Annotated in this window: 23 protein-coding genes and 1 tRNA gene; 10 read left to right on the forward strand and 14 right to left on the reverse strand. The window is 61.2% G+C overall.

Annotated features, from left to right (window positions below; genetic code table 11):
- Positions 1 to 11 precede the first annotated feature (11 nt).
- From SynM161_RS07920 to SynM161_RS07935, 4 genes are read right to left on the reverse strand one after another with little or no spacing between them, the layout of a single operon-like run.
- Positions 12 to 755: an amino acid ABC transporter ATP-binding protein gene (locus tag SynM161_RS07920; protein ID WP_186540759.1), complete on the reverse strand. Its 744-nt coding sequence runs from the start codon at positions 753 to 755 to the stop codon at positions 12 to 14.
- Positions 752 to 1,726, reverse strand: coding sequence for an amino acid ABC transporter permease (locus tag SynM161_RS07925; protein WP_186540761.1), 975 nt, complete (start codon positions 1,724 to 1,726; stop codon positions 752 to 754). The genes SynM161_RS07920 and SynM161_RS07925 overlap by 4 nt, the downstream gene beginning before the upstream one ends.
- A complete protein-coding gene (locus tag SynM161_RS07930) occupies positions 1,726 to 2,616 on the reverse strand; it encodes an ABC transporter permease subunit (RefSeq protein WP_186540763.1) in 891 nt (296 codons plus the stop codon). The genes SynM161_RS07925 and SynM161_RS07930 overlap by 1 nt, the downstream gene beginning before the upstream one ends.
- A complete protein-coding gene (locus SynM161_RS07935) occupies positions 2,616 to 3,677 on the reverse strand; it encodes an amino acid ABC transporter substrate-binding protein (RefSeq protein WP_186540764.1) in 1,062 nt (353 codons plus the stop codon). The genes SynM161_RS07930 and SynM161_RS07935 overlap by 1 nt, the downstream gene beginning before the upstream one ends.
- Positions 3,678 to 3,767: 90 nt before the next feature.
- Between SynM161_RS07935 and SynM161_RS07940 the strand changes: the two genes are divergently transcribed.
- On the forward strand, positions 3,768 to 4,091 hold the full coding sequence (locus SynM161_RS07940) for a hypothetical protein (protein WP_186540765.1): 324 nt from the start codon (positions 3,768 to 3,770) through the stop codon (positions 4,089 to 4,091).
- Here the strand turns inward: SynM161_RS07940 and SynM161_RS07945 are convergent.
- Both SynM161_RS07945 and SynM161_RS07950 read right to left on the reverse strand, forming a co-directional pair.
- Positions 4,070 to 5,632, reverse strand: a complete 1,563-nt coding sequence (locus tag SynM161_RS07945) for a SulP family inorganic anion transporter (protein WP_186540766.1) — start codon at positions 5,630 to 5,632, stop codon at positions 4,070 to 4,072. The two genes, SynM161_RS07940 and SynM161_RS07945, sit on opposite strands and share 22 nt — an antisense overlap.
- Positions 5,633 to 5,662: 30 nt before the next feature.
- The gene (locus SynM161_RS07950) at positions 5,663 to 6,868 is read right to left on the reverse strand and encodes an FAD-binding oxidoreductase (RefSeq protein WP_186540767.1); all 1,206 of its coding nucleotides are present in this window, start codon (positions 6,866 to 6,868) and stop codon (positions 5,663 to 5,665) included.
- 48 nt (positions 6,869 to 6,916) lie between these two features.
- On the opposite strand from SynM161_RS07950, the gene SynM161_RS07955 reads away from it, so the two are divergent.
- A complete protein-coding gene (locus SynM161_RS07955; RefSeq protein WP_186540768.1) occupies positions 6,917 to 8,050 on the forward strand; it encodes a sirohydrochlorin chelatase in 1,134 nt (377 codons plus the stop codon).
- Positions 8,051 to 8,456: 406 nt separating this feature from the next.
- Positions 8,457 to 8,723 (forward strand): DUF2811 domain-containing protein, encoded by a 267-nt coding sequence (locus tag SynM161_RS07960; RefSeq protein WP_115161778.1) that lies wholly within the window; start codon positions 8,457 to 8,459, stop codon positions 8,721 to 8,723.
- Here the strand turns inward: SynM161_RS07960 and SynM161_RS07965 are convergent.
- The 6 genes from SynM161_RS07965 to SynM161_RS07990 all read right to left on the reverse strand — a co-directional run bounded on the left by SynM161_RS07965 (position 8,704) and on the right by SynM161_RS07990 (position 13,004).
- Positions 8,704 to 10,347, reverse strand: a complete 1,644-nt coding sequence (locus SynM161_RS07965) for a GMC oxidoreductase (protein WP_186540769.1) — start codon at positions 10,345 to 10,347, stop codon at positions 8,704 to 8,706. The genes SynM161_RS07960 and SynM161_RS07965 overlap by 20 nt on opposite strands.
- Before the next feature lie 59 nt (positions 10,348 to 10,406).
- Positions 10,407 to 10,483: transfer RNA gene (locus SynM161_RS07970), tRNA-Met, on the reverse strand.
- A 45-nt stretch (positions 10,484 to 10,528) separates the two neighbouring features.
- Positions 10,529 to 11,497 carry an asparaginase gene (locus SynM161_RS07975; RefSeq protein WP_115081785.1) on the reverse strand — a complete coding sequence of 323 codons (969 nt, stop codon included), beginning with the start codon at positions 11,495 to 11,497 and terminating at the stop codon, positions 10,529 to 10,531.
- A gap of 16 nt (positions 11,498 to 11,513) precedes the next feature.
- Positions 11,514 to 12,008, reverse strand: coding sequence for a CGLD27 family protein (locus SynM161_RS07980; protein ID WP_186540770.1), 495 nt, complete (start codon positions 12,006 to 12,008; stop codon positions 11,514 to 11,516).
- An 11-nt stretch (positions 12,009 to 12,019) separates the two neighbouring features.
- Positions 12,020 to 12,376 (reverse strand): ribosome silencing factor, encoded by a 357-nt coding sequence (gene rsfS / locus SynM161_RS07985; protein WP_038554011.1) that lies wholly within the window; start codon positions 12,374 to 12,376, stop codon positions 12,020 to 12,022.
- Complete coding sequence (locus tag SynM161_RS07990) at positions 12,369 to 13,004, reverse strand: DUF3318 domain-containing protein (protein ID WP_011364772.1); 636 nt, start codon at positions 13,002 to 13,004, stop codon at positions 12,369 to 12,371. The genes rsfS and SynM161_RS07990 overlap by 8 nt, the downstream gene beginning before the upstream one ends.
- A 104-nt stretch (positions 13,005 to 13,108) precedes the next feature.
- Between SynM161_RS07990 and carB the strand changes: the two genes are divergently transcribed.
- From carB to SynM161_RS08005, 3 genes are read left to right on the forward strand one after another with little or no spacing between them, the layout of a single operon-like run.
- Positions 13,109 to 16,432 carry a carbamoyl-phosphate synthase large subunit gene (gene carB / locus SynM161_RS07995; protein ID WP_186540777.1) on the forward strand — a complete coding sequence of 1,108 codons (3,324 nt, stop codon included), beginning with the start codon at positions 13,109 to 13,111 and terminating at the stop codon, positions 16,430 to 16,432.
- 35 nt (positions 16,433 to 16,467) lie between these two features.
- Positions 16,468 to 17,133, forward strand: coding sequence for a DUF3386 domain-containing protein (locus SynM161_RS08000; RefSeq protein ID WP_186510211.1), 666 nt, complete (start codon positions 16,468 to 16,470; stop codon positions 17,131 to 17,133).
- 56 nt (positions 17,134 to 17,189) lie between these two features.
- Positions 17,190 to 18,542, forward strand: coding sequence for a sodium:alanine symporter family protein (locus SynM161_RS08005; protein WP_186540779.1), 1,353 nt, complete (start codon positions 17,190 to 17,192; stop codon positions 18,540 to 18,542).
- 59 nt (positions 18,543 to 18,601) lie between these two features.
- On the opposite strand, the gene SynM161_RS08010 is transcribed toward SynM161_RS08005, so the two are convergent.
- Together SynM161_RS08010 and SynM161_RS08015 are read right to left on the reverse strand one after the other, a co-directional pair.
- Positions 18,602 to 18,832 carry a DUF6447 family protein gene (locus tag SynM161_RS08010; RefSeq protein ID WP_114987892.1) on the reverse strand — a complete coding sequence of 77 codons (231 nt, stop codon included), beginning with the start codon at positions 18,830 to 18,832 and terminating at the stop codon, positions 18,602 to 18,604.
- A gap of 49 nt (positions 18,833 to 18,881) precedes the next feature.
- Positions 18,882 to 20,627 carry an ABC transporter ATP-binding protein gene (locus SynM161_RS08015; RefSeq protein WP_186540781.1) on the reverse strand — a complete coding sequence of 582 codons (1,746 nt, stop codon included), beginning with the start codon at positions 20,625 to 20,627 and terminating at the stop codon, positions 18,882 to 18,884.
- Positions 20,628 to 20,666: 39 nt separating this feature from the next.
- Between SynM161_RS08015 and SynM161_RS08020 the strand changes: the two genes are divergently transcribed.
- Genes SynM161_RS08020 through SynM161_RS08035 form a run of 4 tightly spaced genes read left to right on the forward strand, consistent with a single transcriptional unit; the run spans position 20,667 to position 23,431 of the window.
- Entirely contained in the window at positions 20,667 to 20,864 is a 198-nt protein-coding gene (locus SynM161_RS08020) for an RNA-binding S4 domain-containing protein (RefSeq protein ID WP_006851620.1), read from the forward strand.
- Between the two features lie 32 nt (positions 20,865 to 20,896).
- Entirely contained in the window at positions 20,897 to 21,628 is a 732-nt protein-coding gene (gene tpiA / locus SynM161_RS08025) for a triose-phosphate isomerase (protein ID WP_115010249.1), read from the forward strand.
- A 43-nt stretch (positions 21,629 to 21,671) separates the two neighbouring features.
- Positions 21,672 to 22,451 carry a dihydropteroate synthase gene (gene folP, locus SynM161_RS08030; RefSeq protein WP_255441751.1) on the forward strand — a complete coding sequence of 260 codons (780 nt, stop codon included), beginning with the start codon at positions 21,672 to 21,674 and terminating at the stop codon, positions 22,449 to 22,451.
- The gene (locus tag SynM161_RS08035) at positions 22,358 to 23,431 is read left to right on the forward strand and encodes a UDP-N-acetylglucosamine-transferase (RefSeq protein ID WP_255441752.1); all 1,074 of its coding nucleotides are present in this window, start codon (positions 22,358 to 22,360) and stop codon (positions 23,429 to 23,431) included. Before folP ends, SynM161_RS08035 begins: the two co-directional genes overlap by 94 nt.
- The last annotated feature ends 29 nt before the right edge of the window (positions 23,432 to 23,460 follow it).

The following is a 23,460-nucleotide window of genomic DNA, read 5'->3' on the forward strand; positions in this document are numbered from 1 at the left end:
ATGCAAACCGTTCAGTGCTGCATCTGATTGAGGAACCTGCGGCTGCGTTCCTCCCTGGCATTGCTGAAAAAGGTCTCTGGATCGGAGGTCTCCACCACCTGGCCCCGATCCATGAACATCACCCGATCCGCCACCTCACGGGCAAATCCAAGTTCGTGGGTGACCACCACCATCGTCATGCCGCCTTTCGCCAGCTTGCGCATCGCATCCAACACCTCCTTCACCCGCTCCGGATCCAAGGCACTGGTGGGCTCATCGAACAGCATCACCTCAGGATCCAGGGCCAGAGCCCGGGCGATCGCCACCCGCTGCTGCTGACCACCGCTGAGCTGCGCCGGGTACTTGTGGGCCTGCTCGCGAATGCCCATCTGGTCAAGGAGATCTATTGCCCGCTGCTCGGCAGCCGCCTTGGCACGCTGTTGCACCTTGATCAGGGCAAGGGTGATGTTGTCGAGGATGGAAAGGTGAGGGAAAAGGTTGAACTGCTGAAACACCATCCCCACGCGCTTGCGGATCTCCCGCACCTGACGTTCTGCATGGGTGGCGTCCAAGCGAACCCCAAGCACATCCAAGGCGCCGCCATCCAACGACTCCAGACCATTGAACGTACGAATCAGCGTGCTCTTGCCAGAGCCGGAAGGCCCCATCACCACCAGCACTTCGCCGCTGTTCACCTCAAGGGTGACGCCATCGAGAGCTCGAACCCCTTGGGAATAGCTCTTGACCAGATCAGTGGCACGAATGGCGACAGTCATGAAGCGGAGCGGGCAGGGTCAAGCTGAACTTCCAGGTGGCGGGCCAGCAGCGCCATGGCGGTACACGCCAGCCAGTAAACCGCAGCAAGCCAGAGGTAGACCTCCAGATAGCGGCCGATGAAAGCAGGATTCGCCAACAGGCTGCGGCTGATGCCCAGCAATTCCATCAAACCGAGAATGGCCATCAGGCTTGTGTTTTGCAGCAGACCCACCGCCTGATTGGTGAGCGATGGAAGTGCAACCCGCAGCGCCTGAGGCAGCACCACCAGTTGCAGCACTTGGCGTGGCGACAGCCCCAGCACGGCTGCAGCTTCCCGCTGAGTAGGCGGAATCGCCTGCAGGCCTCCGCGAACATCCTCTGCGATGTAGGCCGCTGCAAACAAGGCGAAGGCCACAACCGCCCGCAGAACACGATTGATCTCAAGCCCTGGCGGCAGGAACAACGGGATCAGCAGTTGTCCAAAGAACAGAACCGCAATCAAGGGCACAGCCCGCATCAACTCGATGTAGGCGGCGCTGCTCCAACGCAGCACCGGCAGCTCACTGCGCCGGCCGAGGGCCAGGAGGATCCCTAACGGAAGCGCCAAAGCTCCACTGCCTCCCGTAAGCAGCAGCGTGAGCGTCAGACCACCCCAACTGCGTGTCCCCACCGGCAGCAGACCCAAACCTCCGGTCAACAGCCAGAGCCCCAGCGGTGCCATCGCGATCCAGACCAACGGCAACCAACGGCGAACCCAGCCAGGCTTCGGACCAGTGAGGGTCAGCAGCGTCAGCGTGATCAGTGCTGCCATCCACAGCAACGGACGCCAGCGTTGATCCGCAGGGAAACTGCCCACCGCGTACAGCGGCAGATTGGTGGCCACCACAGACCAGTCGGCTGCCACCAGCAGCCAATGCAGCATGGACCAGCCAGCCCATCCGAGCAGAACCAGCAGCAGCAGGGTGATCCCACGATCCAACCAACGGTTCATCAGCGGCTCCTGTTCAGACGACCCAGCACGGCACGGTTGAAGGCAGCCATGCCCCCGCTGATCAACAGATTCAGCAGCAGAAAGCTGAGCAACAGCAGCAGGAAGCCCTCAATGGCGCGGCCGGTTTGGGTGATGGTGGTGTCACTGACGGCGTAGAGATCGGCGTAGCCCACGGCAATGGACAGGGTGCTGTTCTTGGCGAGATTGAGGTACTGGCTCGTGAGCGCAGGAAGAATCGCCGGCAGGGCCTGCGGCAACACAATCCGACGCAGCCCAAGCCCTTCTCCAAGCCCAAGGCTGCGGAAGGCCTCCCACTGGCCCCGCGGTACCGCATTGATGCCACCGCGCACGATCTCGGCAATCGATGCACCCGTGAACACCGTGAGCCCCACAAGGACCGCACAAAATTCAACGCTGAGGTTCAGGCCCAACAGCTGAATGCCCTGATTCGAAAGCCGGATCAACCCACCGATCGGCACCGAGGGAAGGCCAAGGAAGGCAACGAAATACCAGAACAGCAACTGCAGCAGCAGAGGAATCTGACGAATCAAGGCCACGTAGCTTCCGGCCAGGCTGCGCAGCAGACGGTTGTTGCTACCGCGGGCTGCACCGGCAGCCACACCCAGGCCGGTGGCCAAGACCAGGCCAGCCGCGATCACCTTGAGGCTGTTCAGCCAACCAATGGTCAGGGCCCAGAGGTAGCTATCAGATGGGGCATAGGGAAGGGCTGTTTCCGCCAGAGCAAAACCAGCGGGTCGGCCCAGCCAGCCAAAACCCAGTCCCAAGCCCGTTCGAATCAGGTTGACCGCCAGATTGTTGACCAGCAGAGCCACAAGGCCCAGCAGTACGGCGGCGACAGCAACCTGAACCAGGAGACGACGCTGCCGCATCAGGTGAACGGTGGGGAAATCATCAAACCACCTTCACCGGACAGCCGGTTCGCCCCCCGGGGAATCGCCACGGCACTGTCGGGTCCGAGATGGCGGTTGTAGATCTCGCCGTAATTGCCGGTGGCACGGATCACCTGAACAACAAAGTCATCGGCGAGTCCGAGTTTTCGACCCAGACCTGGGTCCACCCCCAGGAAACGCCGCAGAGCGGTCTGGGAGGGGTCAGCTGCGGCTTGCTTCACCACCGCATCAACACTGACTTGGGTGATACCCCGTTCCTCGGCTTCGATCAGAGCGTTGATCACCCAGGTCATGGCATCACCCATGGGCTGATCCCCACCCACCACAGCTGGAGCCAGAGGCTCCTTGCTGATCCGGTCGTCGAGGATCTGATGCGCCTGGGGATCACTGAACCCTGAGCGTGCCGCCGCCAGTTGCGAGCGATCAGACGTCATGGCTGCGCAGCGCCCCTGGAGGTAGCCGCCCACCACCTGATTGAGATCTTGATATTTGATCGGTGTGTAGGGAAGCCCCTCGGAGGCGAAGGCGTCGTTGAGGTTTTGCTCGGTTGTGGTGCCCGATCCCACGCAAATGGACTTACCGCTCAAGTCAGCCAGCGAACGCACTCCGCTGGCGGCATTCACCATCAAGCCCTGTCCGTCATGGAACACCACAGGTCCAAAGCGAAGCCCATTGCCCCCCATAGCATCGCGGCTGAGGGTGTGGGTGGTGTTGCGAGACAACAGATCGATCTCGCCCGATCGCAAGGCCGTGAACCGCTCGGGCGCGGTTAAAGGCCGGTATTGAACCTTCTCGGCATCACCAACGAAAGCGGCAGCCATGGCACGGCAGATGTCGATATCCAGGCCGGTGTAACGACCATCAGGACTGAGAAAACTGAAGCCTGGAATCTTGCCGCTCACCCCACAAAGCAACTCACCACGCGCTTTGACCAGATCCAGACGCGAGCCAGCTGCACTGTCCAGTGACGCGCAGGACGCCAGGAACGAGGACAACCCGGCCAACGCAACGATCAGAACACGTGAACTGGATCGGAACATCAGCGTTGGTACGGATCGGGTGGGATTGTCCCAGATCCCCAGCACATCCCCCACATCCGACCTACGTTCATGGCAATCAGCCTGGCTGCAATGAAGGTCTGGGCCTGCCTTTTGGCCGGACTGATCGCTGGAAGCACGACTCCCTGTGCTGTCGCGGGGGACGAGCACGACCGTGGGACCTACAACAACAAGATGGCGCTGTTGGGCTTACTTCTAGAGAGTGCTCAGCAACGGGCCGGACGTGATGTTCAAACCCTTTGCCTCTTGATGAGCATCAGCAACGACGTCACCGAGCAGTACGTGGAAACCAACCCTGAGGACGTGCAGATCCAGCAGCGGCTCATGGCGATGCGCCAAGACCTCAGGGCCTGTCTTGCCAACCAAGCCGATGCTCATGCATGGGCTGATTCCTGACCACCGATCCGCTCGAACAGATCAAGGCTTTCCTCGTTCAGGCCAATCACGCTGACCACAGATCCACCGCTGCGGTATTTGCGGATGACCTGATCCAGCGCAGCCACGCCGCTCTGGTCCCAGATGTGGGCTTGGGAGAGGTCAACCGTGATGCGCTCGGGATGGTCGTGAAGATCAAATCCCTGGAGGAAGTACACCTTGCTCACAAAAAACAGCTGCCCCTGCACCCGGTACAACCGCTCCTGATCGCTGATCTCGACGGCCTCCACCTGAATCACCTTGGCCACCTTGCGACTGAACAAAATTCCTGCCAGCGCCACGCCTGCCAACACGCCAAGGGCGAGGTTGTGCGGGGTGGTGAGCATGGTGACTGCAAAGGTCATCAGCATCACCGAGGTGTCGCTCTTGGGGATGCGACGCAGGTTGCGCAGACCGTTGATGTCAGCAGTGCTGACTGCGATGCTGATCATCACGGCCACAAGAGCCGCCATCGGAATTTGCTTGAGCCAGGGCCCAGCCAGCAGGATCATCGCCAGCAGGCTCACCCCCGAGAACAGGGTGGACAGTCGCGTGCGGCCGCCGTTGTCCACATTCATCACGGACTGACCCACCAGGGCACAACCGGCCATGCCACCGAACAGGGAGGAAACGATGTTGGCGATGCCCTGGCCCCGGGCCTCAACGTTTTTGTTGGTGGTGGTGTCGGTCTTGTCGTCGAGGATGTCCTGAGTCAGGAAGGTTTCCATCAGACCCACCAAAGAGATGGCCAAGGCGGTGGGAAGCACCAAGCCAAGGGTGTCCAGACTGAAGGGAACACCACCTTCACCAAAGGGAAGGCTGAAGGAGGGCAGACCTGCAGGAAGGGTGCCGAGGCTGCTGACCGTGGGGATGTCAAAGCTGAATCCCACGCTGATCGCGGTCAACACGATGATGGCCACCAGCTGTGAAGGCACCACCCGGGTAATCCGGGGAAGGCCATAGATGATCACCAGGCCCAGCAGGACCAAGCCCCAGACGACGGGGATCTGGCCGCCGTGGGGGAGCAACGACGAGGCCCCATGGTCACCATCTCCAGCGTGAAGGTTGAGACCGAGCTGAGGCAGCTGGGCCTGAAAAATCAGCAAAGCCAGCGCATTAACGAAGCCGCTCAGCACCCCTTGGGGAACAAAGCGCATCTGATAGGCAAGACGCAGATACCCCCAGAGGATCTGCAGCAGACCCGTCACCAGCCCCGCCACCATCAGGTACTGGACCCCCAGGCCTGGCCCCCGGGCTTCACCGGTGGCCACAAGGCCTGTCATCAACAGGGCGGTGGAGCCCGTGGCTGAGGTGATCATGGCCATACGACCACCCACGACGGCGATGGTCAGCGACAGGCAGAAGGCTCCGAACAGGCCCACTTTGGGGTCCACCCCAGCGATCCCCGAGAAGGCAATGGCCTCGGGAATCATCGCGAAAGCCACCACCAGACCTGAAAGCAGATCTTTGCTGGGGTTGGCCAACCACTGATTCATCAGGGTTGGGCTTGGTCGTTTGGCCATCAAAGGATGCCGATTAGGGGCGACCGTAAATCAGAGCGCCGGCAGGGTGCCTGCTGGATCCAAGCGCTGTTTCAGCTTTCGCAACTCGGGCAACCAGGGGCCGAACGCCGCCTCCAACTCCTTGTGATGGAAGGGCAGATGGTCATGAAACTGCGCCAGATGCACACCAGGGCAGACCGACTGAAGGACCTGCCAGACCTCCTCCAACCAAGCAAGACTGCGTTTCTGGCCCGGGGCATCTCCAGGAGTCCAGGCGGCGGTGATCCAGGGCTTCCACTCGGCAGTGCGATGCACGAACGAGCTGGCCTCCGCGGCAACCTGTTGCGTTGCCGCCCCCAGCTGCTGACAGGCCAGGCTGCAGAAGGGATGAGGACGATGCTGCAGCAAACGGCATAAATCCGGCATCACGACCCTCCAGAGCTCAGCAGCTGCCGGCCCCAGCAAGCCAACCACCTCCGTGTGAGATCGCGAAGGCATCGGAGCCGATCCCCGCAAGGGTGGGAGCTGGTGCAACCCTTCGATCTTCTGCGCACCGGTCCAGGGGGCATCGGCAATCCGGAGCAACTGCACAGCGTCAGCCCTCTCCCAATGCCACTGCAGGCTGGTGCTGGCGTTTGATGCTTCGGCCCTGAGCATGAGCTCTGGCAGTTGATCCGGAGACACCACGCACTGCTCCACCCACAGCGGCAGGAGCGGCTGGGTGGCCATGCGCAGCGCGCTCACCACCCCTAGAAACGGGGCTGCACCGCAGAGGCCTCTCCACTCCAGCGAACCGGCATGGTCAACCCGAGACAGGGCAAAGGGGCTGCCATCACCCCAGACCCCATGGATCTCGAGCACTTGATCCACAGCAAGCCCCACCTGCCGGCTCAGCGGTCCCATGCCACCCGTGAGCACATAGCCAAGCCCAGGCAGACCCGACAAACCAGCCGCGACGGTTCGGCCGTGGGGAAGCAAGGCCTCCAGCACGTCCCCCATGCGGCAGCCTGCGCCAATCCAGACCGACTGATCCGCGGACTGCCACTCCACACGTTGGAAATGGGTTTGAAGGTCCAGGGTCCAGTGGTCAGCCACGGCAGCCCGAGATGTGGTGCCCCCGCCACAGAGACGCAGCGGCCGGGGACCGGACCAGTTCTGAACTAACTCAGCCAACTCCGCTGGTCGAGGGGAGACCAGACCGGATCGCCTCGCATCAGCCGCCTGCGCGTTGAAGAAAACGGGACGGTCTGAATCCATTGCGATGCGACTGATATCGTCAAACCATTGGAACAGCAGAGCGACCTTTTGGCCGAACAGCACGCGGAAACCAGCAACGAGCGTCTTGGCGTTCTGATCTGCGGCCACGGGAGTCGCAACCGACTGGCCGTTGAAGAGTTCGCCCAGATGGTGGACGCCCTGCGGCCTCGGCTGGCCCCGATGCCGGTGGAACACGGCTACCTGGAATTTGCCCGCCCCATCCTTCGGGATGGTCTTGAAGCGCTCCGCGAGAAAGGCGTCACCAAGGTGCTGGCCATTCCCGCCATGCTTTTCGCAGCGGGGCATGCCAAGAACGACATCCCCTCCGTTCTGAACACGTACACGGCCGAAACGGGGTTACCGATCGATTACGGCCGGGAGCTGGGGGTGGACCGGTTGATGGTGTCGGCCGCCGGGGCTCGCGTTCAGGAGTGCCTGAATGCCGCTGAGCACGACGTTCCCCTGGCCGAAACTCTCTTGGTGGTGGTGGGTCGAGGCTCCTCGGATCCAGACGCCAACTCCAACGTGGCCAAGGTGACCCGGCTGTTGGTGGAGGGATTTGGTTTCGGCTGGGGAGAAACGGTGTATTCCGGTGTGACCTTCCCCCTGGTGGAACCGGGGCTGCGTCACGCCGTAAAACTGGGCTTCCGCCGGGTGGTGGTGGTGCCCTATTTCCTCTTTTCAGGGGTTCTGGTGAGCCGAATCCGCCAACACACCCAGCTTGTGGCTGCCGATCACCCCGAGGTGGAGTTTCTCTCTGCGGGCTATCTGGGCGACCACACACTCGTGGTGGACACCTTCAAGGAACGGGTCGAGGAGGTGCTGCGGGGGGACACCGCCATGAACTGCTCGCTCTGCAAGTACCGCGCCCAGGTGCTGGGCTTCGAACAGGACGTGGGACGCGCCCAGGAAAGCCACCACCACCATGTGGAAGGCCTTGCGGAAAGCTGCACGCTTTGCGAACTGGAGTGCACGGGTGCCTGCCAACCCGACGGCATCCCGATTGCCCATGACCACAGCCACTCTTCAAATCACAGCCATGGCTCAGACCACAGCCATGGCTCAGACCACAGCCATGGCTCAGACCACAGCCATGGCCACCATCACCCCACTTATCCCCACGCCGACCATCCCCTGGGCCCTACCACGCTGAAGCGCAACAACGGTGCGCCTAAAGATTGATTCCATGGATCCAAAGAGAACCTGCTGATGGCTTGTCGCCAATGACACGGTTCTCGAAAGCGACAGCAGCGACGAAGTAAAGATCAGGTTTTCTTATCGAAATTGCTTCGCCAGGGTTCACCCCCTTTTTCCACACAAAAAAACGTCGTTTTCCACAGGCTGAAGTTGGCTCGCCGGCTGTGACGGTCAACCTGTGAATTTCCGAGGGAATCGCACCACCGGGTTGACAGACCGTCTATTCGGCCTAGAGCAACCGCGCCTCGTCACTTCCCGTACTCCCAAACCCAGTCACAGACTGCTGTCTCATCTCGTCTCACCCGCAATTCAACAAATGGCGACGGCTTTGACGCAAGCGCCGGTTGTGTGGCTTTCTTGGTGGGCGTTGAACAGGGACAAGCTGGACGGAATGGATCGAAATCACCTCGAGCGATGCCATGAAATGGGAACCACGGAGCGCGGAACTGCTTCAAAAGCCAGCTACGTGAGCCTTGAGACGGAAATCCCCGAGGTGCTCTATCGAGGCATGAAGGATTTCATCGGTGAGCACCCCAACTGGGACCAATACCGCGTGATGAGTTCTGCTCTTGCCCACTTCCTGTTTCAGAACGGCTGTGACGACCGCGCCGTGACCGAGCGCTATCTCGACGATCTGTTCATCCGCCCCGACCACTGAGGGCCAGCAGGCAGGCCCGACGGCTCAAGGCCATCATCGTCAGCGTTGGGCTCTGCCAGGCCGACGTCGGCCAACAGGCGCCATCCACCACAAGAACGTTGGGAGCACGCCAAAGACGGTTGGAGGAATCAACGACGCTGCTGGTCTCGCTTCTCCCCATCGCAGCCCCTCCCACCTCATGGATGTAGTACCCAGGGGGGGCTGCGCCTTCAGACAGAGCAACAGCACCCTCCAGGAAAGGTTCAACCAAGGGGAGGTGAAAGAGGTCTTTGATCGATTTGGCTTCACCTCCGGCGGCAGCGATGCAGGCCTGGATCGAGGTACGCATGTGCCTGACCATGGCCAGTTCATTGCTGCTCCAACGGCAGGCAATCGAGGGAACACGCACACCCCAGCGATCCGTGCGCTCACTCAGGGTCACCCTGTTGTCAGCCCTGGGAAGAACTTCGCCATGACCAATCAGAAACCCGGTGATGCTTGAAGGGCGACGACGTAACCATCGCGGCGGATCAAACCGTCCAATGCCACCCCAGAGGCCATAGCCGCCCTGAAAATCAGCCGATGGCAGGTGTCGGCCAAACGGAACGAAAAAACTTCCAGCGCCCGTGAGCATGGGCTGTTCCCCCTGAACAGGCTCGGGGAAGGCAAAAAACTGCGATGTGGAGACATGGTCCATCAAGCGTGTGCCCAGTCGTCCTGAAGGGTCGTCCAAACCGTTGCTCTGTTCACCACGACGGGAGCGCAACAGGATGGAGACGGTCTGAATCGTGGAAGCGGCCAAGACCACGAGATCCGCCTTCAACTCCCTGCGGTTGCCATTGGATTGGTCAACGGCAACCACACCAATGGCTCTGTCTCCGCCGGCATCCATCAAGAGATGCTCCACCAGATGAGCAGAGAGCAGCTGGGTGCGTCCTGTGGCCATGGCGCGAGGAAGGCTGCTGCCGCGACTGCTGGAGCGGGGCCAGGCGGGATCTTCTCCCTGCGGCGCCGGACCAAACCCCCTCGAGGGGATCACGGGATAGCCCAACCGTTGCCGCACAGCATCAGCAAAACGCTGTTCCGCCGGCGTCGCCGCCAGAGCCGGTTGCGTTTCACCGTCCGGCAGATGCTGCAAACCATCGCGCCCACCACGAACGCCCAGCCAGCGCTCCAGTTCGGCGTAGTGCGGTGTCAGCTCACCGCTGCGCAACGGCCAACGGACCTGTTCACCCTCCACATCCACTCCGGCCAGATCCTCATCCGAGAGACGCAGGGTGATGCCACCCCAGGTGAGGCTGCGGCCGCCAACCTGCAGGCCTCGCGTCCACAGAAACGGCTGATCCGCCGGGTGCTCATAGGGATGCAGACGCTCGTCGGCATACAGACGAGGGTTGGCTTTCCAGTAGCCGGGATGCTGGGACTGCTGGCGATGGCTGCCGCTGGTCAGGCCCACGATCCGACGCAGCAGATTTCCCGGTTCAGCCCCGAAGGCTTGCGTGCTGTTGAGGTCAGGTCCTGCCTCCACCACAAGCACCCGAGCTCCTGCTTCAGCCAGGGTCATGGCGGCCACGCCGCCACTCGCTCCCGAGCCAACAACAATGGCGTCCCAGGGGCCATCGCAGTTCATGGAGCGACTGCTCATGGAGGTACGACAGACAAAAAAAAATCTCCCGAAAGGGAGATTATTGATTCAATCAGAGTTGGTGGCGGGGGGGAGATTTGAACTCCCGACCTTCGGGTTATGAGCCCGACGAGCTACCAGACTGCTCTACCCCGCGACGACCCAAAAATCATACATGTCGGTGTCGCAGGTGACAGCAAAGTCACGACTGCAAGGCACCGGACACGCTGAGCTTGACGCTCGGGTTCACGACCAGCACCTGCTCATCGAGCTCGTCTAGCCCCATGGGTGTGAGCCACTCGAGTTGACGCAAGAGATGCAGTGCAACCGCTTGCTTGGCACGACGGGAGCCGTCTTCCACCTTAATGGCTACTCCAAGACCTTCACCCACGCGGCTGAGGCATTGAATGCCCTCTGCACCGCCCTTGCTCAAGACCTGACCGTGGCTGCGCCGCATCAGCTCGGTGTCGAAACGACCCTCACCAGCCACAAGGTCGGGGTGACTCAGCATCGCCCGACTGATCTGCTCGAGTTCGGCATGTTGTGAGGCACCGAGGTGGGCATAGAGCAAGGCCATCTGAGCCAACTGCAACACCAGGGTGGGAGCGCCACAGTCATCCCGCTCGGCAACCAATTCCTCAGCAGGCAAGCCGATCAGTTCAGCGACCCTGCGGTTCACTTCGACCTGGAGAGGGTGGTCCTGCTGGAGATAGGTCTCGATCGGCCAGCCCATCTTTCGGCTGGTGGCCAGGAAGGCAGCGTGCTTGCCGGAACAATTGTGCTGAAGCGGACTGTCAGCCCCATTCGGCACAGGGCATTGAAGTGATGCGCTATCCAACTCCGCTTTCCAGAGCAACCGAAAGGCTTCCCGGGCGTGAGCATTGGTGCCCGCATGGGACGCGCAGCTGATGGCGATGCCCCGTTCATCAACATCCAGCTGGTCAGCGGTGCCACTGCTGAGAAACGGCAGGGCCTGAAAGGGCTTCAGAGCCGAACGAATGAAGCTTTCCATGCCTGGATTTCCTGCCGACATCAACACCCGTCCTCGGCCATCACAGACCACGGCATGAACACGGTGCACCGATTCCGTGATCGATCCGCGCCGCAAGCAGACCTCAAGGGGGGCTGACCCGGACCGGGCTGCAGGGCTGAAGCCCGAGGGCAAAGTCATCGGAACCCCGATTGGTTCAGAGAGCCTGACAGAGACTGGCACCGGCCAGCATCAAACCCGCTGAGGTGGCCATGGCCCGTCCCAGACGACCCAGGATCGGACGAACCTCATGCCGGGCCACCAGCAGGTCGCGTTCCCGCCAAGACAGAGGCTTTTCCCAGGTCTGCCCGTCGTACCAGCCGGATTCCTCGTAGTCGACGGACTCACGCAGAAGCCGCTGCATGACGTAGGTCCAGCCCAGCCATTGCCGCACCAGCAACAGCAGGGGAAGCACAAGAGCGGCCACAGCGGCTGCGGCCAGGAGCCGGGGCGGATCCTGCTTCAGGGTCCAACTCCCACTGGCGATCAGGATGCACACCGGCAACATCAGCAGCCAGAAGCCTGCTAGGCGTTGGCTCAGGCGAGGTTCCTGACCCGCTGGCCAGGAGAAGAACCACGACTCGCAGAGCTGTTGAAACTCCTCAAGAGGCCGCTGCTCCGGTGGAACCGGGCAGGACACCGCTTCTGGCATGGATCAAGCGGCTACTTCACCGACGGTAAGAAGGTTCTGCTTTCGCCGTGACTCCAGAACGCCTCAAGGTCGTAGTAGCCGCGCTCATCGGGCATCAGCACGTGAACGATCACATCGCCGTAATCAAGAAGCGCCCAGCGCCCCTCATTCAGCCCTTCCTTGCGCAAGGGGAGCAGGTCTGCCTCAGTTTCCAGGCGGTCTTCAACCGACCGGGCAATGGCACGCACCTGAACGTCGGACTGACCGCCTGCGATCACCATCCAATCCGCCAGGCTGGACACCTCATCCACACGAATCAGACGGATGTCGGTGGCCTTGCGGTCATCGCAGGCATCGGCCACCAGTTCAGCAAGCTTTTCGCTATCCATAAACGTTCTCGCTGGTAACGGAGCTGCGTGAGCCCTCCTGTTGGGCCATTTCAGCTCTGGCCTTACTGGCACTCTTGCGCAGCGCCTCAAGCCGGTCTTCGTAGTAGCTGCGGCGGCGCTTCTTACGGGTCTTTTCGACCAGCTCCTTCAACGCGCCCCCAAGACTGCGATAGGCATTCGGCACGCTGTAACCAAATCGGCAGGCCAGATCGATCGCGCGCTCGTCTGCACTGATGGCGTCCTGCAGGCGTTTTTCGGAATTGTTCTTCAGATAAAGACGATACCCCGCAAAACCGGACAGGCCCAGGGCCATCAACAGCAGCAGGCCGTCCTGAACCCACAATTCACCGATGGCACCTCCGAGGCCGATGGCCAGAGCAGCCATCTCCCAACCGTCCCGGGGAATTGTGTCGTTCTGGATCCGACCAACTTCATGCCAAAACAGCAAATTGCGGTGATCCAACGCCAAGGCATCCCATTCGTCGAGATCCACCTGGATCTCCACTTCATCCCGGCCGATTTCCTCAAGGGTGATCAATGGAGGATCAACTGCAGCAGCTGATTCCACAAACACCCAGCTCTGCATTTCCGGTGGCAGCAGCCCCTTCAGGCGCTGGAGCTCACTCATTGCAACTCTGGTGCTGATCTCCCTTCACCGTAGCGAGGCCAAGTCCCCCAGTTGGGGCGAGGCCGCGTGAGAGGCTTGATCTGTTTGGCCAAGGACGATTTCCCATGCCGAGGCGGTCTGATCTGCGTCGCATTCTCCTGCTGGGATCTGGTCCGATCGTGATCGGCCAGGCCTGTGAGTTCGATTACTCCGGAACCCAGGCCTGCAAGGCCCTCAGAGCCGAGGGATATGAAGTCATCCTGATCAACTCCAATCCGGCGTCGATCATGACCGACCCGGAAATGGCCGATCGCACCTACATCGAGCCGCTCACGCCGGACGTGGTGACACGGGTGATCGAGCAGGAGCGCCCGGATGCTCTGCTGCCGACCATGGGGGGGCAGACCGCCCTCAACCTGGCGGTCACCCTGGCGGAAAACGGCACCCTCGATCGCTTTGGCGTTGAGTTGATCGGTGCCGATCTCAAAGCGATCCAGAAGGCGGAAGACCGTCTGCTGTTCAAGCAGGCCATGGAGCGCATCGGGGTGAAGGTCTGCCCTTCGGGCATCGCCTCATCTCAAGAAGAAGCTGAAGCCGTCGGGGCCGCGATTGGAAGCTTCCCCCGGATCATCCGGCCCGCCTTCACGCTGGGGGGAAGTGGCGGGGGCATTGCCTACAACCCCGAGGAATACGCAGCAATCTGCAAGAGCGGGCTTGAAGCGAGTCCGGTATCTCAGATTCTGATCGAGCAATCGCTTCTGGGCTGGAAGGAATTCGAGCTTGAGGTGATGCGTGATCTGGCGGACAACGTCGTGATCGTCTGCAGCATCGAAAACCTCGACCCCATGGGGGTGCACACCGGGGATTCGATCACGGTGGCTCCAGCCCAGACCCTCACGGACCGGGAATACCAGCGGTTGCGCGACCAATCGATCGCCATCATTCGGGAGATCGGTGTCGCGACGGGCGGCAGCAACATCCAGTTCGCGATCAATCCCGACAACGGCGACGTCGTGGTGATCGAGATGAATCCCAGGGTGAGCCGATCGTCGGCATTGGCCAGCAAGGCCACCGGCTTCCCGATCGCCAAGATCGCCGCTCGCCTCGCCGTCGGTTACACCCTCGACGAAATCCTCAACGACATCACCGGCAAGACGCCTGCCTGCTTCGAACCGACGATCGATTACGTCGTCACCAAAATTCCACGCTTCGCCTTCGAAAAATTCCGAGGCAGTCCGGCGGTGCTCACCACCTCAATGAAATCGGTGGGCGAAGCGATGGCCATCGGCCGTTGTTTCGAAGAGTCGTTCCAGAAAGCAATGCGTTCCCTGGAAACCGGATTCTCGGGCTGGGGAGGCGACCGGGAGGAACCGGAACTCACGGATGCTGAGCTGGATCGTCAGCTGAGGACCCCCTCTCCGGAGCGCATCCTCAGTGTGCGAACGGCGATGGTGCGCGGACGCAGCGATGAGGAGATTCATCGGATCAGCAGGATTGACCCCTGGTTCCTGGCCAAACTGCGGCGGATCATTGAGGCGGAGGTCAGGCTGATCAAGGGCAAAAGCCTGGATCAGCTGGATGCCGACAGCTTGTTTGAGGCCAAGCAGCTGGGTTTTTCAGACCGACAGATCGCCTGGCACACCAAAAGCGACGAATTGTCGGTGCGTCAGCGGCGCCATCAGCTCGATGTTCGGGCCGTCTTCAAAACCGTCGACACCTGCGCAGCGGAGTTCGCTTCCTCCACTCCTTATCACTACTCGACCTACGAGCGTCCCTTGCAGACCCTGCAGGCCGACGGATCCCTCAAGCCCCTTCCCGCTTCATCCGAGGTGAGTCGTCGTGAGGACGGCCGCAAGATGATGATCCTCGGCGGTGGACCCAACCGAATTGGGCAGGGCATCGAATTCGACTACTGCTGCTGCCATGCCTCCTTTGCCGGGCAGGATCAAGGGATCACCACGGTGATGGTGAACAGCAATCCGGAAACGGTGTCCACTGATTACGACACCAGCGACAGCCTCTACTTCGAACCGCTCACCCTGGAGGACGTTCTCAATGTGATCGAAGCGGAGCGTCCCGATGGCGTGGTGGTCCAATTCGGTGGACAAACGCCTCTGAAACTCGCCATTCCTCTGCTGCGCTGGCTGGACAGCGATGAGGGGCGCGCCACGGGCACCAGCATCTGGGGCACCTCCCCTGAATCGATCGACCGGGCCGAAGACCGCGAGCAGTTCGAAGCCATCCTCCGCGATCTGAATATCCGCCAACCCCGCAACGGCTTGGCACGCAGCGAAGAGGAAGCACGGGCCGTGGCCACACGAGTGGGCTACCCGGTCGTCGTACGTCCCTCTTACGTCCTGGGCGGACGGGCCATGGAAGTGGTGTTCGACGAAGAGGAACTCAACCGCTACATGCGCGAAGCCGTGCAGGTGGAGCCCGACCATCCGGTGCTGATTGACCAGTACCTCGAAAACGCTGTTGAGGTGGACGTGGATGCCCTCTGCGATCACACCGGTGCTGTGATCGTGGGTGGTCTGATGGAGCACATCGAACCGGCGGGAATCCATTCCGGCGATTCAGCCTGCTGCTTGCCTTCGGTTTCCCTCGGCGAGGCGGCACTGAACACGATTCGTGAGTGGAGTCGCTCCCTGGCGCAAACCCTCGAGGTGCGGGGTCTGATCAACCTCCAGTTCGCTGTACAGCGCAACACCGATGGTTCGGAAGTCGTCTACATCATCGAAGCCAACCCCCGCGCCTCCAGGACGGTCCCCTTCGTTGCCAAGGCCACAGGTCAACCCCTTGCTCGCCTGGCAACCCGACTGATGGCGGGCGAAACCCTGGCCGACATCGGCATGACCAGCGAGCCGAAGCCGCCGCTTCAGTCGATCAAGGAGGCGGTGCTGCCGTTCCGGCGCTTCCCGGGGGCCGACACGGTGCTGGGGCCGGAAATGCGCTCCACGGGAGAGGTGATGGGATCCGCCGACAGTTTCGGCATGGCCTATGCCAAGGCTGAGCTCGGCGCTGGAGAAGCGCTGCCCACCCAGGGGACGGTGTTCCTCTCCACCCACGACCGCGACAAACAGGCGCTGGTGCCCATCGCCGCTCGGCTGATCGAACTCGGGTTCGATGTGACGGCCACATCAGGCACGGCTCAAGCGCTCGCCAACGCGGGATTGAAGGTGCAATCGGTGCTCAAGGTGCACGAGGGGCGCCCCAACATCGAGGATCAAATCCGCTCCAATCAGGTGCAGTTGGTGATCAACACGCCGATTGGCCGCCAAGCCGCCCATGACGACAAGTACCTGCGTCGGGCAGCGCTCGATTACGCCGTTCCAACGGTGACGACCCTCGCGGGAGCACGGGCAGCTGTGGAGGCGATCTCGGCGCTCCAGCAAGAGCCGAGGCTCAGCATCCATGCCCTGCAGGACGTGCACGCCATGCAGCGTTAGGCCACCGGTAGGGTTGCGGAAGCCACCTCAACGCTGTGACAGCCTCCGTTCCCGTCAAGCCTGGAAGCGACCTGCGTGATGACTTCCGTCGCGCCTACGAGAACCGCTACACCTGGGCGCCTGGATTCTCCGGCTATCGCGGCCGCTGCATCTGGCAGCAGGGCGATCAACGGGTCGAGGGCACCTTTGAGATCGGTGCCGATCTCAAAGCCAAGGTGGACGGCATTGAAAACGAAGAGATCCTCAAGGCGGTGAATTCCCAGCTCTGGGAAGTCGCGATCCATCGCGTGCGTCGCAGCTTCGAGCAGACCCACGGTGAGAACACCTTCACCGCCGGTGACACCAACGAAGTGGGAACCGAAGTGCTCGTCGGCGGCAAGGGAGCCGGGGACAAATACCGCATCAAAGATGACGTGGTGACCATGGTTCACCGCCACATCCACGGCACCGTCGTGACGATCTACACGACCGATGTCACCGACACGGGTGCGGGCTACCTCAGCCACACCTACACCAGTCAGTACGCCGACCCGGCAACGGGAGAAGCCCGGGGCGGTCGCAGCAGCTTCAAAGACAGCTTTGCTGCTCTTCCTGGAGATGGTCCCTGGGTGCTGACCGAGCGGGTCGTGACCACCGAAGCCCATGGCGATACCCCCGCCGGAAGCCAGACCTTCCGTTTTGAAGATCTCGAATCGCTCTGAGTTGATTGCCGGTGCAAGCCGGCTATGAGACCATCCGCCCAAACCTGTTGAAAGGCATGGGCGGAGTCGAGTCGACCATTCAGGCCATCAATGGCCCGATCAACAGCATCGTCTGGGGATGGCCCACCGTTCTTTTGATTGCCGCGACGGGCATTCTTCTGATGGTGGGCCTGCGGTTCATGCCGCTGCAACGGCTGGGCTATGGCATCTCGATGATGCTGCGGCCGGCTGCATCACAAACGGAAGGGGAGATCACCCCCTTCCAAGCGCTGATGACCTCGTTGTCGGCCACGATCGGCACGGGAAACATTGCCGGTGTGGCGGGAGCCATCGCCGTTGGTGGACCTGGTGCCGTCTTTTGGATGTGGATCATCGCGATCTTCGGCATCGCAACCAAGTACGCCGAAGCGGTGCTCGCGGTTCAGTTCCGCGAAACCGATGGAGACGGAAACCACGTGGGTGGGCCGATGTACTACATCCGCAACGGACTCGGCAGCGGCTGGAGCTGGATGGCGGGCCTGTTTGCCCTCTTCGGAATGTTGGCGGGCTTCGGCATCGGCAATGGAGTGCAGGCCTTTGAGGTGTCGTCTGCCTTGAGCCTGATCGGCATCCCGAGGCTGGCGACCGGAGTCGTTTTGGCGGCCCTGGTTTTCGCTGTCGTGATCGGGGGCATCAAACGCATTGCCCAGGCGGCCTCCGCCATTGTTCCGTTGATGTCGATCCTCTACATCGCTTCATGCCTTCTGGTGTTGCTGGCCAATCTGAACAGCGTGCCTGAAGCATTCGCCACGATTTTCTCCAACGCCTTCTCCGGTCAAGCTGCAGCCGGTGGGGCCCTCGGTCAGGTGGTGCTGATGGGCTTCAAGCGGGGCATCTTCTCCAATGAAGCGGGCCTGGGCAGCGCTCCGATCGCCCATGCGGCTGCCAAAACCGATGATCCCGTTCGCCAGGGCACGGTGGCCATGCTGGGCACCTTCATCGACACCCTGATCATCTGCACGATGACTGCCCTGGTGATCATCACCACCAAAGCCAATCTGATCCTCGATGCAGCCGGCGACAAGCTCAGCGGCGCAGACCTCTCCATCGCGGCCTTCAACACCGGCATCGCCGGCAGCGGCGTGGTGGTCACCCTGGGATTGGTGGTCTTCGCCTTCACCACCATTCTCGGCTGGAGCTTCTACGGCGAACGCTGCACCACCTATCTCTTCGGTGATTCCGCCGTGCTGCCCTTCCGTCTGACTTGGGTGGCTGTGGTCGTGATTGGTGCTGTCGCCGGCGACCGCGGTGTGATCTGGTCGATTGCCGACACGCTCAATGGCCTGATGGCCCTCCCGAACCTCGTGGCCCTGATCCTGCTCTCCGGAACCGTGTTCAAACTCACCAAGGCCTACAGCTTCAGCGACTGAGCAGAACGACGAGCAATAAAAAGGGGGGCTTACAGCCCCCCTTTTTTGTTGGCAGTCAATCAACCCTGATCGGGCAACGGAGTCACGGACTTGAGCCTTTCATTGAGCTGAGTCGCCAAGCTCTGACGACCCACCGCCAGAACCTTGAGGGTGTCTTCGTGCATCCGCAGTTGAGCATCGGCAACCTGCATGCCACGCACAAGCTCCTTGAGCTCATCAGGAAGGGTGTTGAGGTCGTAGCGCTTGCCTTCAAAGGTCAAGACGGGGTTGTTGGCTGCGGAATCAGTCATCGTTCATCGCCGGGATGGCGGTGTACCGGCGGCCAGATCGTAGAGGGCTTCAGGACTTCTGCCGATCTCGAATGAACTGCCGTTCGCACAATTCGCGGTAACGCCCACCACGCTGCATCAACTCGTCGTGGGTTCCTCGATCGACCACGGCTCCCTTTTCAAGAACCACAATGCGATCGGCCTCCTGCACCGTCGCCAGACGATGGGCGATCACCAACACGGTTCGCCCCTTCATCGCCTGCTTCAGTCCGAGTTGCACCGCCGCCTCGGCTTCGGCATCAAGGGCACTGGTGGCTTCATCCAGCAGCAACAGCGCTGGATTGCCAAGCACCGCCCGTGCAATGGCGATCCGCTGCAGTTGGCCACCGGAAACGTTGGTTCCCCGTTCCTCGAGCTGGGTGTCATACCCCTGGGGCAAGGCACGGATGAAATCATCCGCATTGGCCAACCGTGCCGCATCGCGCACCTCGTCGTCCGTCGCACGACGGCCAAACCGAATCGCTTCGGCAATGGTTCCGGAAAATACGGTGGTGCGCTGCGGAACCAGGGCCACCTGCTGACGCAGCTCGCGAGCGCGCATCAAGCTGATGTCGGTGCCGTCGAGACGGATCTCGCCCTGTTGCGCCGTGTTGAACCGGAGCAGAAGCGACAGCAGGGTGCTTTTACCCGCACCGGAGGGGCCAACGATGGCCAGCACCTGGCCCGCATCCACCCGCAGATTCAGCTGACGCAACACCTGCTGGGCTGGATCATAGCCAAAGCTCACCTGGTCAAAGACCAGATCACCCTGAAGTACACCGATGGCTTGCGCCTCAGCTGGATCCGCAGCCTCCTGAGGCTCGCGCTCGATCTCCCGCAGACGTCGCAGCGACGCCTGACCCTGCTGAAATTCGTTGAAGTTGTTGGTGACGTGGGCAATGGGATCGATCAGCACGATCAGCCCTGTCAGGTAACTGCTCAGTCCGGCAATACTCAGATCACCGCTCTGGATTCGCCAGGCTCCGAGAGCCAGCACGGCAAACAGACCCACCACCTCGATGGTGCCAACCACCGGATGCTGGAGCGCCACAAGGCTGTAGGTGCGGTGGCGGGCCTGCCGGTGTTGATCGATTTCCGTCTCAAAACGGTCCTGCAGCCAGGGTTCGGCGGCAAAAGCACGCACCAGGGGCAAACCTTCGATGGCCTCACCCAGCAAACCGGCCAGTTCGCTCACCTTTTTCTGACTGCGTTCAGTGGCCGCCATCACGCGAGCACCAAACAGGCTGATCAGCCAGACGATCACCGGCGCCAGCAGGAGGATGGCCAGCGTCAGTTTCCAGTCGAGCCAGAGCATCATCCCCAGCACCGCAACGAGCTGAAGAACGCTGGGGACCGTGTCGTGAATGGTCTTGTACAGCACCTCGCTGACGCGATCGGCGTCTTCGGTGAAGCGGTAGGTGAGATCACCGGCCGAGAGCTTCTCCAGTGCCCCCAGCTCCACGGTCTGCAGGCGGCGGAACAGATCACGCCGTAAGTCCTGGCTCACCAGCAATGCAGGGCCGGCAAGAAGCGAGTCCTGACCGAACTGGGCGATCTTCTGAACAGCAAAGATCAGCAACGCCAGCCCGATCAGCGGAAGCACGCGAGCCAAATCACCCGAGCCCAGCGCGGGAAACAACTCCCCGGCCAGCTGCACGAGCAGCGGAAAGCTGCCCACGTAAATCGCCATGCAGCAGCCCCCCCAGAGCAGTTCCCGCAGGTGGGGGCTAAGCAAAGGCAGCAGCCGGCGAAAACCGGCCTGGGATGAGGTCAGCATCGCGGCACAGTATCAATGGTGAGCTCAAAACTCTGCCCAATGAAGCTGGATCAGTTCCTGAAATGGAAGGGTTGGGTCTCCACCGGCGGTGAAGCGAAGCAACGCATCCAGATGGGTGAAGTGGAGGTGAATGGAAGCGTTGAAACCCGGCGGGGACGTCAGCTTTCCCCGGGAGATCGGGTTGTGCTTGCTGGGGAGGAGTCCGTTGTCGGCAGCGAAAACGCGACCGGGCCGTAAGTTGGCTGCCACATTCCATGGGGAAGCAAGGCGTGCGCAGACCGGTGATCGCTGGCAACTGGAAGATGCACATGACTTGTGCCCAGTCGCGGGAGTTCATGGAAGCCTTCCTGCCACTGATTGCTGACACCCCGGACGACCGCGACCTGGTGCTGGCACCACCCTTCACGGCGCTGTCGACCATGGCGGAACTCAGCCAGAACTCCCGGGTCTGCCTTTCGAGCCAGAACGTGCACTGGGAAGGCCAGGGAGCCTTCACCGGGGAGATCTCCCCAGCCATGCTCAAGGAGCACGGGGTGACCCACACGATCGTGGGCCATAGCGAACCGCGGAAATACTTCAGTGAAAGTGACGAACAGATCAACCACCGGGCCCGCTCCTCACAGTCCAACGGCCTGATTCCGATCGTTTGCGTTGGCGAAAGCGATGAGCAGCGCGAGCGGGGCGAAGCTGAACGGGTGATCCGCCGTCAGATCGAGCAGGGCCTGGAGGGTCTCGATGCAGAGAAACTGGTGGTGGCCTACGAACCGATCTGGGCGATTGGCACAGGCAAGACCTGCGCAGCCGAAGAAGCCAACCGCATCTGTGGTCTGATCCGTAGCTGGGTGGGTTCCCCCGATCTGGTGATTCAGTACGGCGGCTCCGTCAAACCCAGCAACATTGATGAGTTGATGGGCATGAGCGATATCGACGGTGTGCTGGTGGGGGGTGCTTCCTTGGAGCCCGAAAGCTTTGGACGAATTGCCAACTACCAAGCGGCTTGATTCAGGCGGCTGGCCCCAGGGTTGGGGCCAACGCACAGCTGTGATGGGGGTGATCAACGTCACCCCGGATTCCTTCAGTGATGGAGGGAGATTTCTGGCGAGCGAACGGGCCCTTGCTGAAGCTCAGCGGCAACTGAGCCGTGGTGCGGACGTGTTGGATCTGGGGGCGCAAAGCACCCGACCCGGAGCGGAGGAGGTGGGCGCCGAAGAGGAGTTGCTAAGGCTCCTGCCAGCGCTGAAGAGCATCCGGCAGCACTGCCCAGCGGTGCTGATCTCCATCGACACGTTTCTGGCGCCGGTGGCCGCCAAGGCACTGGAAGCAGGGGCCAACTGGATCAATGATGTAAGCGGTGGCCGTCGGGATCCCGATCTGCTGAGGGTGGTCGCCGATGCGGGCTGTCCGGTGGTGCTGATGCACAGCCGCGGCGACAGCCAAACCATGGATCAGCTCACGACCTATGCCGATGTCGTGGCAAATGTGAAAGAAGCGTTGCTGGAGCGCAGTGAAGCTGCGATTCAAGCCGGCGTTGATGAAAGCCAAATCATCTGGGATCCGGGTCTCGGCTTCGCCAAGACCCACGAGCAGAACCTGCAGCTGCTGCGGGATCTGGAACAACTCACTGCAGGGCCGCGACCGGTGCTGATCGGCCCTTCACGCAAACGCTTCATCGGGGCCGTGCTGGATGAACCCAGACCCAAAGCGCGTCTCTGGGGAACAGCTGCCGTGGCATGCCGCTGCGCCCAGGCCGGTGCTGCCGTGCTGCGGGTGCACGATGTGGGGCCCATCAGCCAGACGCTGCGCATGGCAGCTGCACTCTGGTGAGCTCCACGATCTTTGTTCAGATCGCGGCCTACAGGGATCCGGATCTCCCCGCCACACTGCACAACCTGATCGAGCGGGCGGCCAAGCCAGAGCGCCTGCGCTTCGGCATCTGCCTGCAACTGGCGACTGATGACCCGCCCCACTGGGGAACAAGCGCATTTCCGGATCATCCACACCTGAAGTGCATCAGGTTCGATGCAGCGGAAAGCCGCGGGGCCTGCTGGGCCCGACGACAGGCTCAGGGTGTTTACGGCGGAGAAGACTTTCTGCTGCAAATCGACAGCCACATGCGGGCCGTGGAGCACTGGGATGACCTGTTGCTGACGACCTGGAGGGAATGCAGCGATGAGCGCGCCGTTCTCAGTGTTTACCCGAACGGCTTTCAACAGCCGTGCCGTTTGCAGACATCAACCCTGCCTGTGATGGCAGCCGCCGGTTTCGATTCCTACGGCATTCTCAAACTGCGAGGCATCAGCCGATTCCAACTTCCAGAAGAACAACCTGATCGCCCCATCCCCGGTGCATTTATCGCCGGAGGATTCCTGTTCGGCCCGGGCTCAATCGTGAGCGACGTGCCCTACGACCCCGATCTCTACTTCTATGGAGAAGAGATTGCCATTTCGGCACGACTGTGGACGTCAGGCTTCAACATCTACGCCCCAAATCGCCTACTGCTGTTTCATCTCTACAAGACAGAACATACCGATCAAGAGCATGCAGCCACCCATTGGGGCGATCACAGCAATTGGCACGATTACAACCTTCACGCACTCAAACGTGTACACACACTGCTCGGCAGTCTCAACAACGCACCGGCATCAATCCGCTGCCTGAATGATGAGATTGGCGAACTTAAACCCTTTGGATTAGGGAAAAAACGTAGCCTGCATATGTATCAACAATGGGCTGGAATTGATTTCAAAACGGCAGCGATCAGCCAGGCCGCAAGACATGCAGAATTCAAACCCATGAAAGCCTGATTTGCACAGCATTCATCGCCAATAAAAAA

Origin of the sequence: Synechococcus sp. M16.1 (genome assembly GCF_014279895.1) — a bacterium.
Lineage (GTDB): Bacteria > Cyanobacteriota > Cyanobacteriia > PCC-6307 > Cyanobiaceae > Parasynechococcus.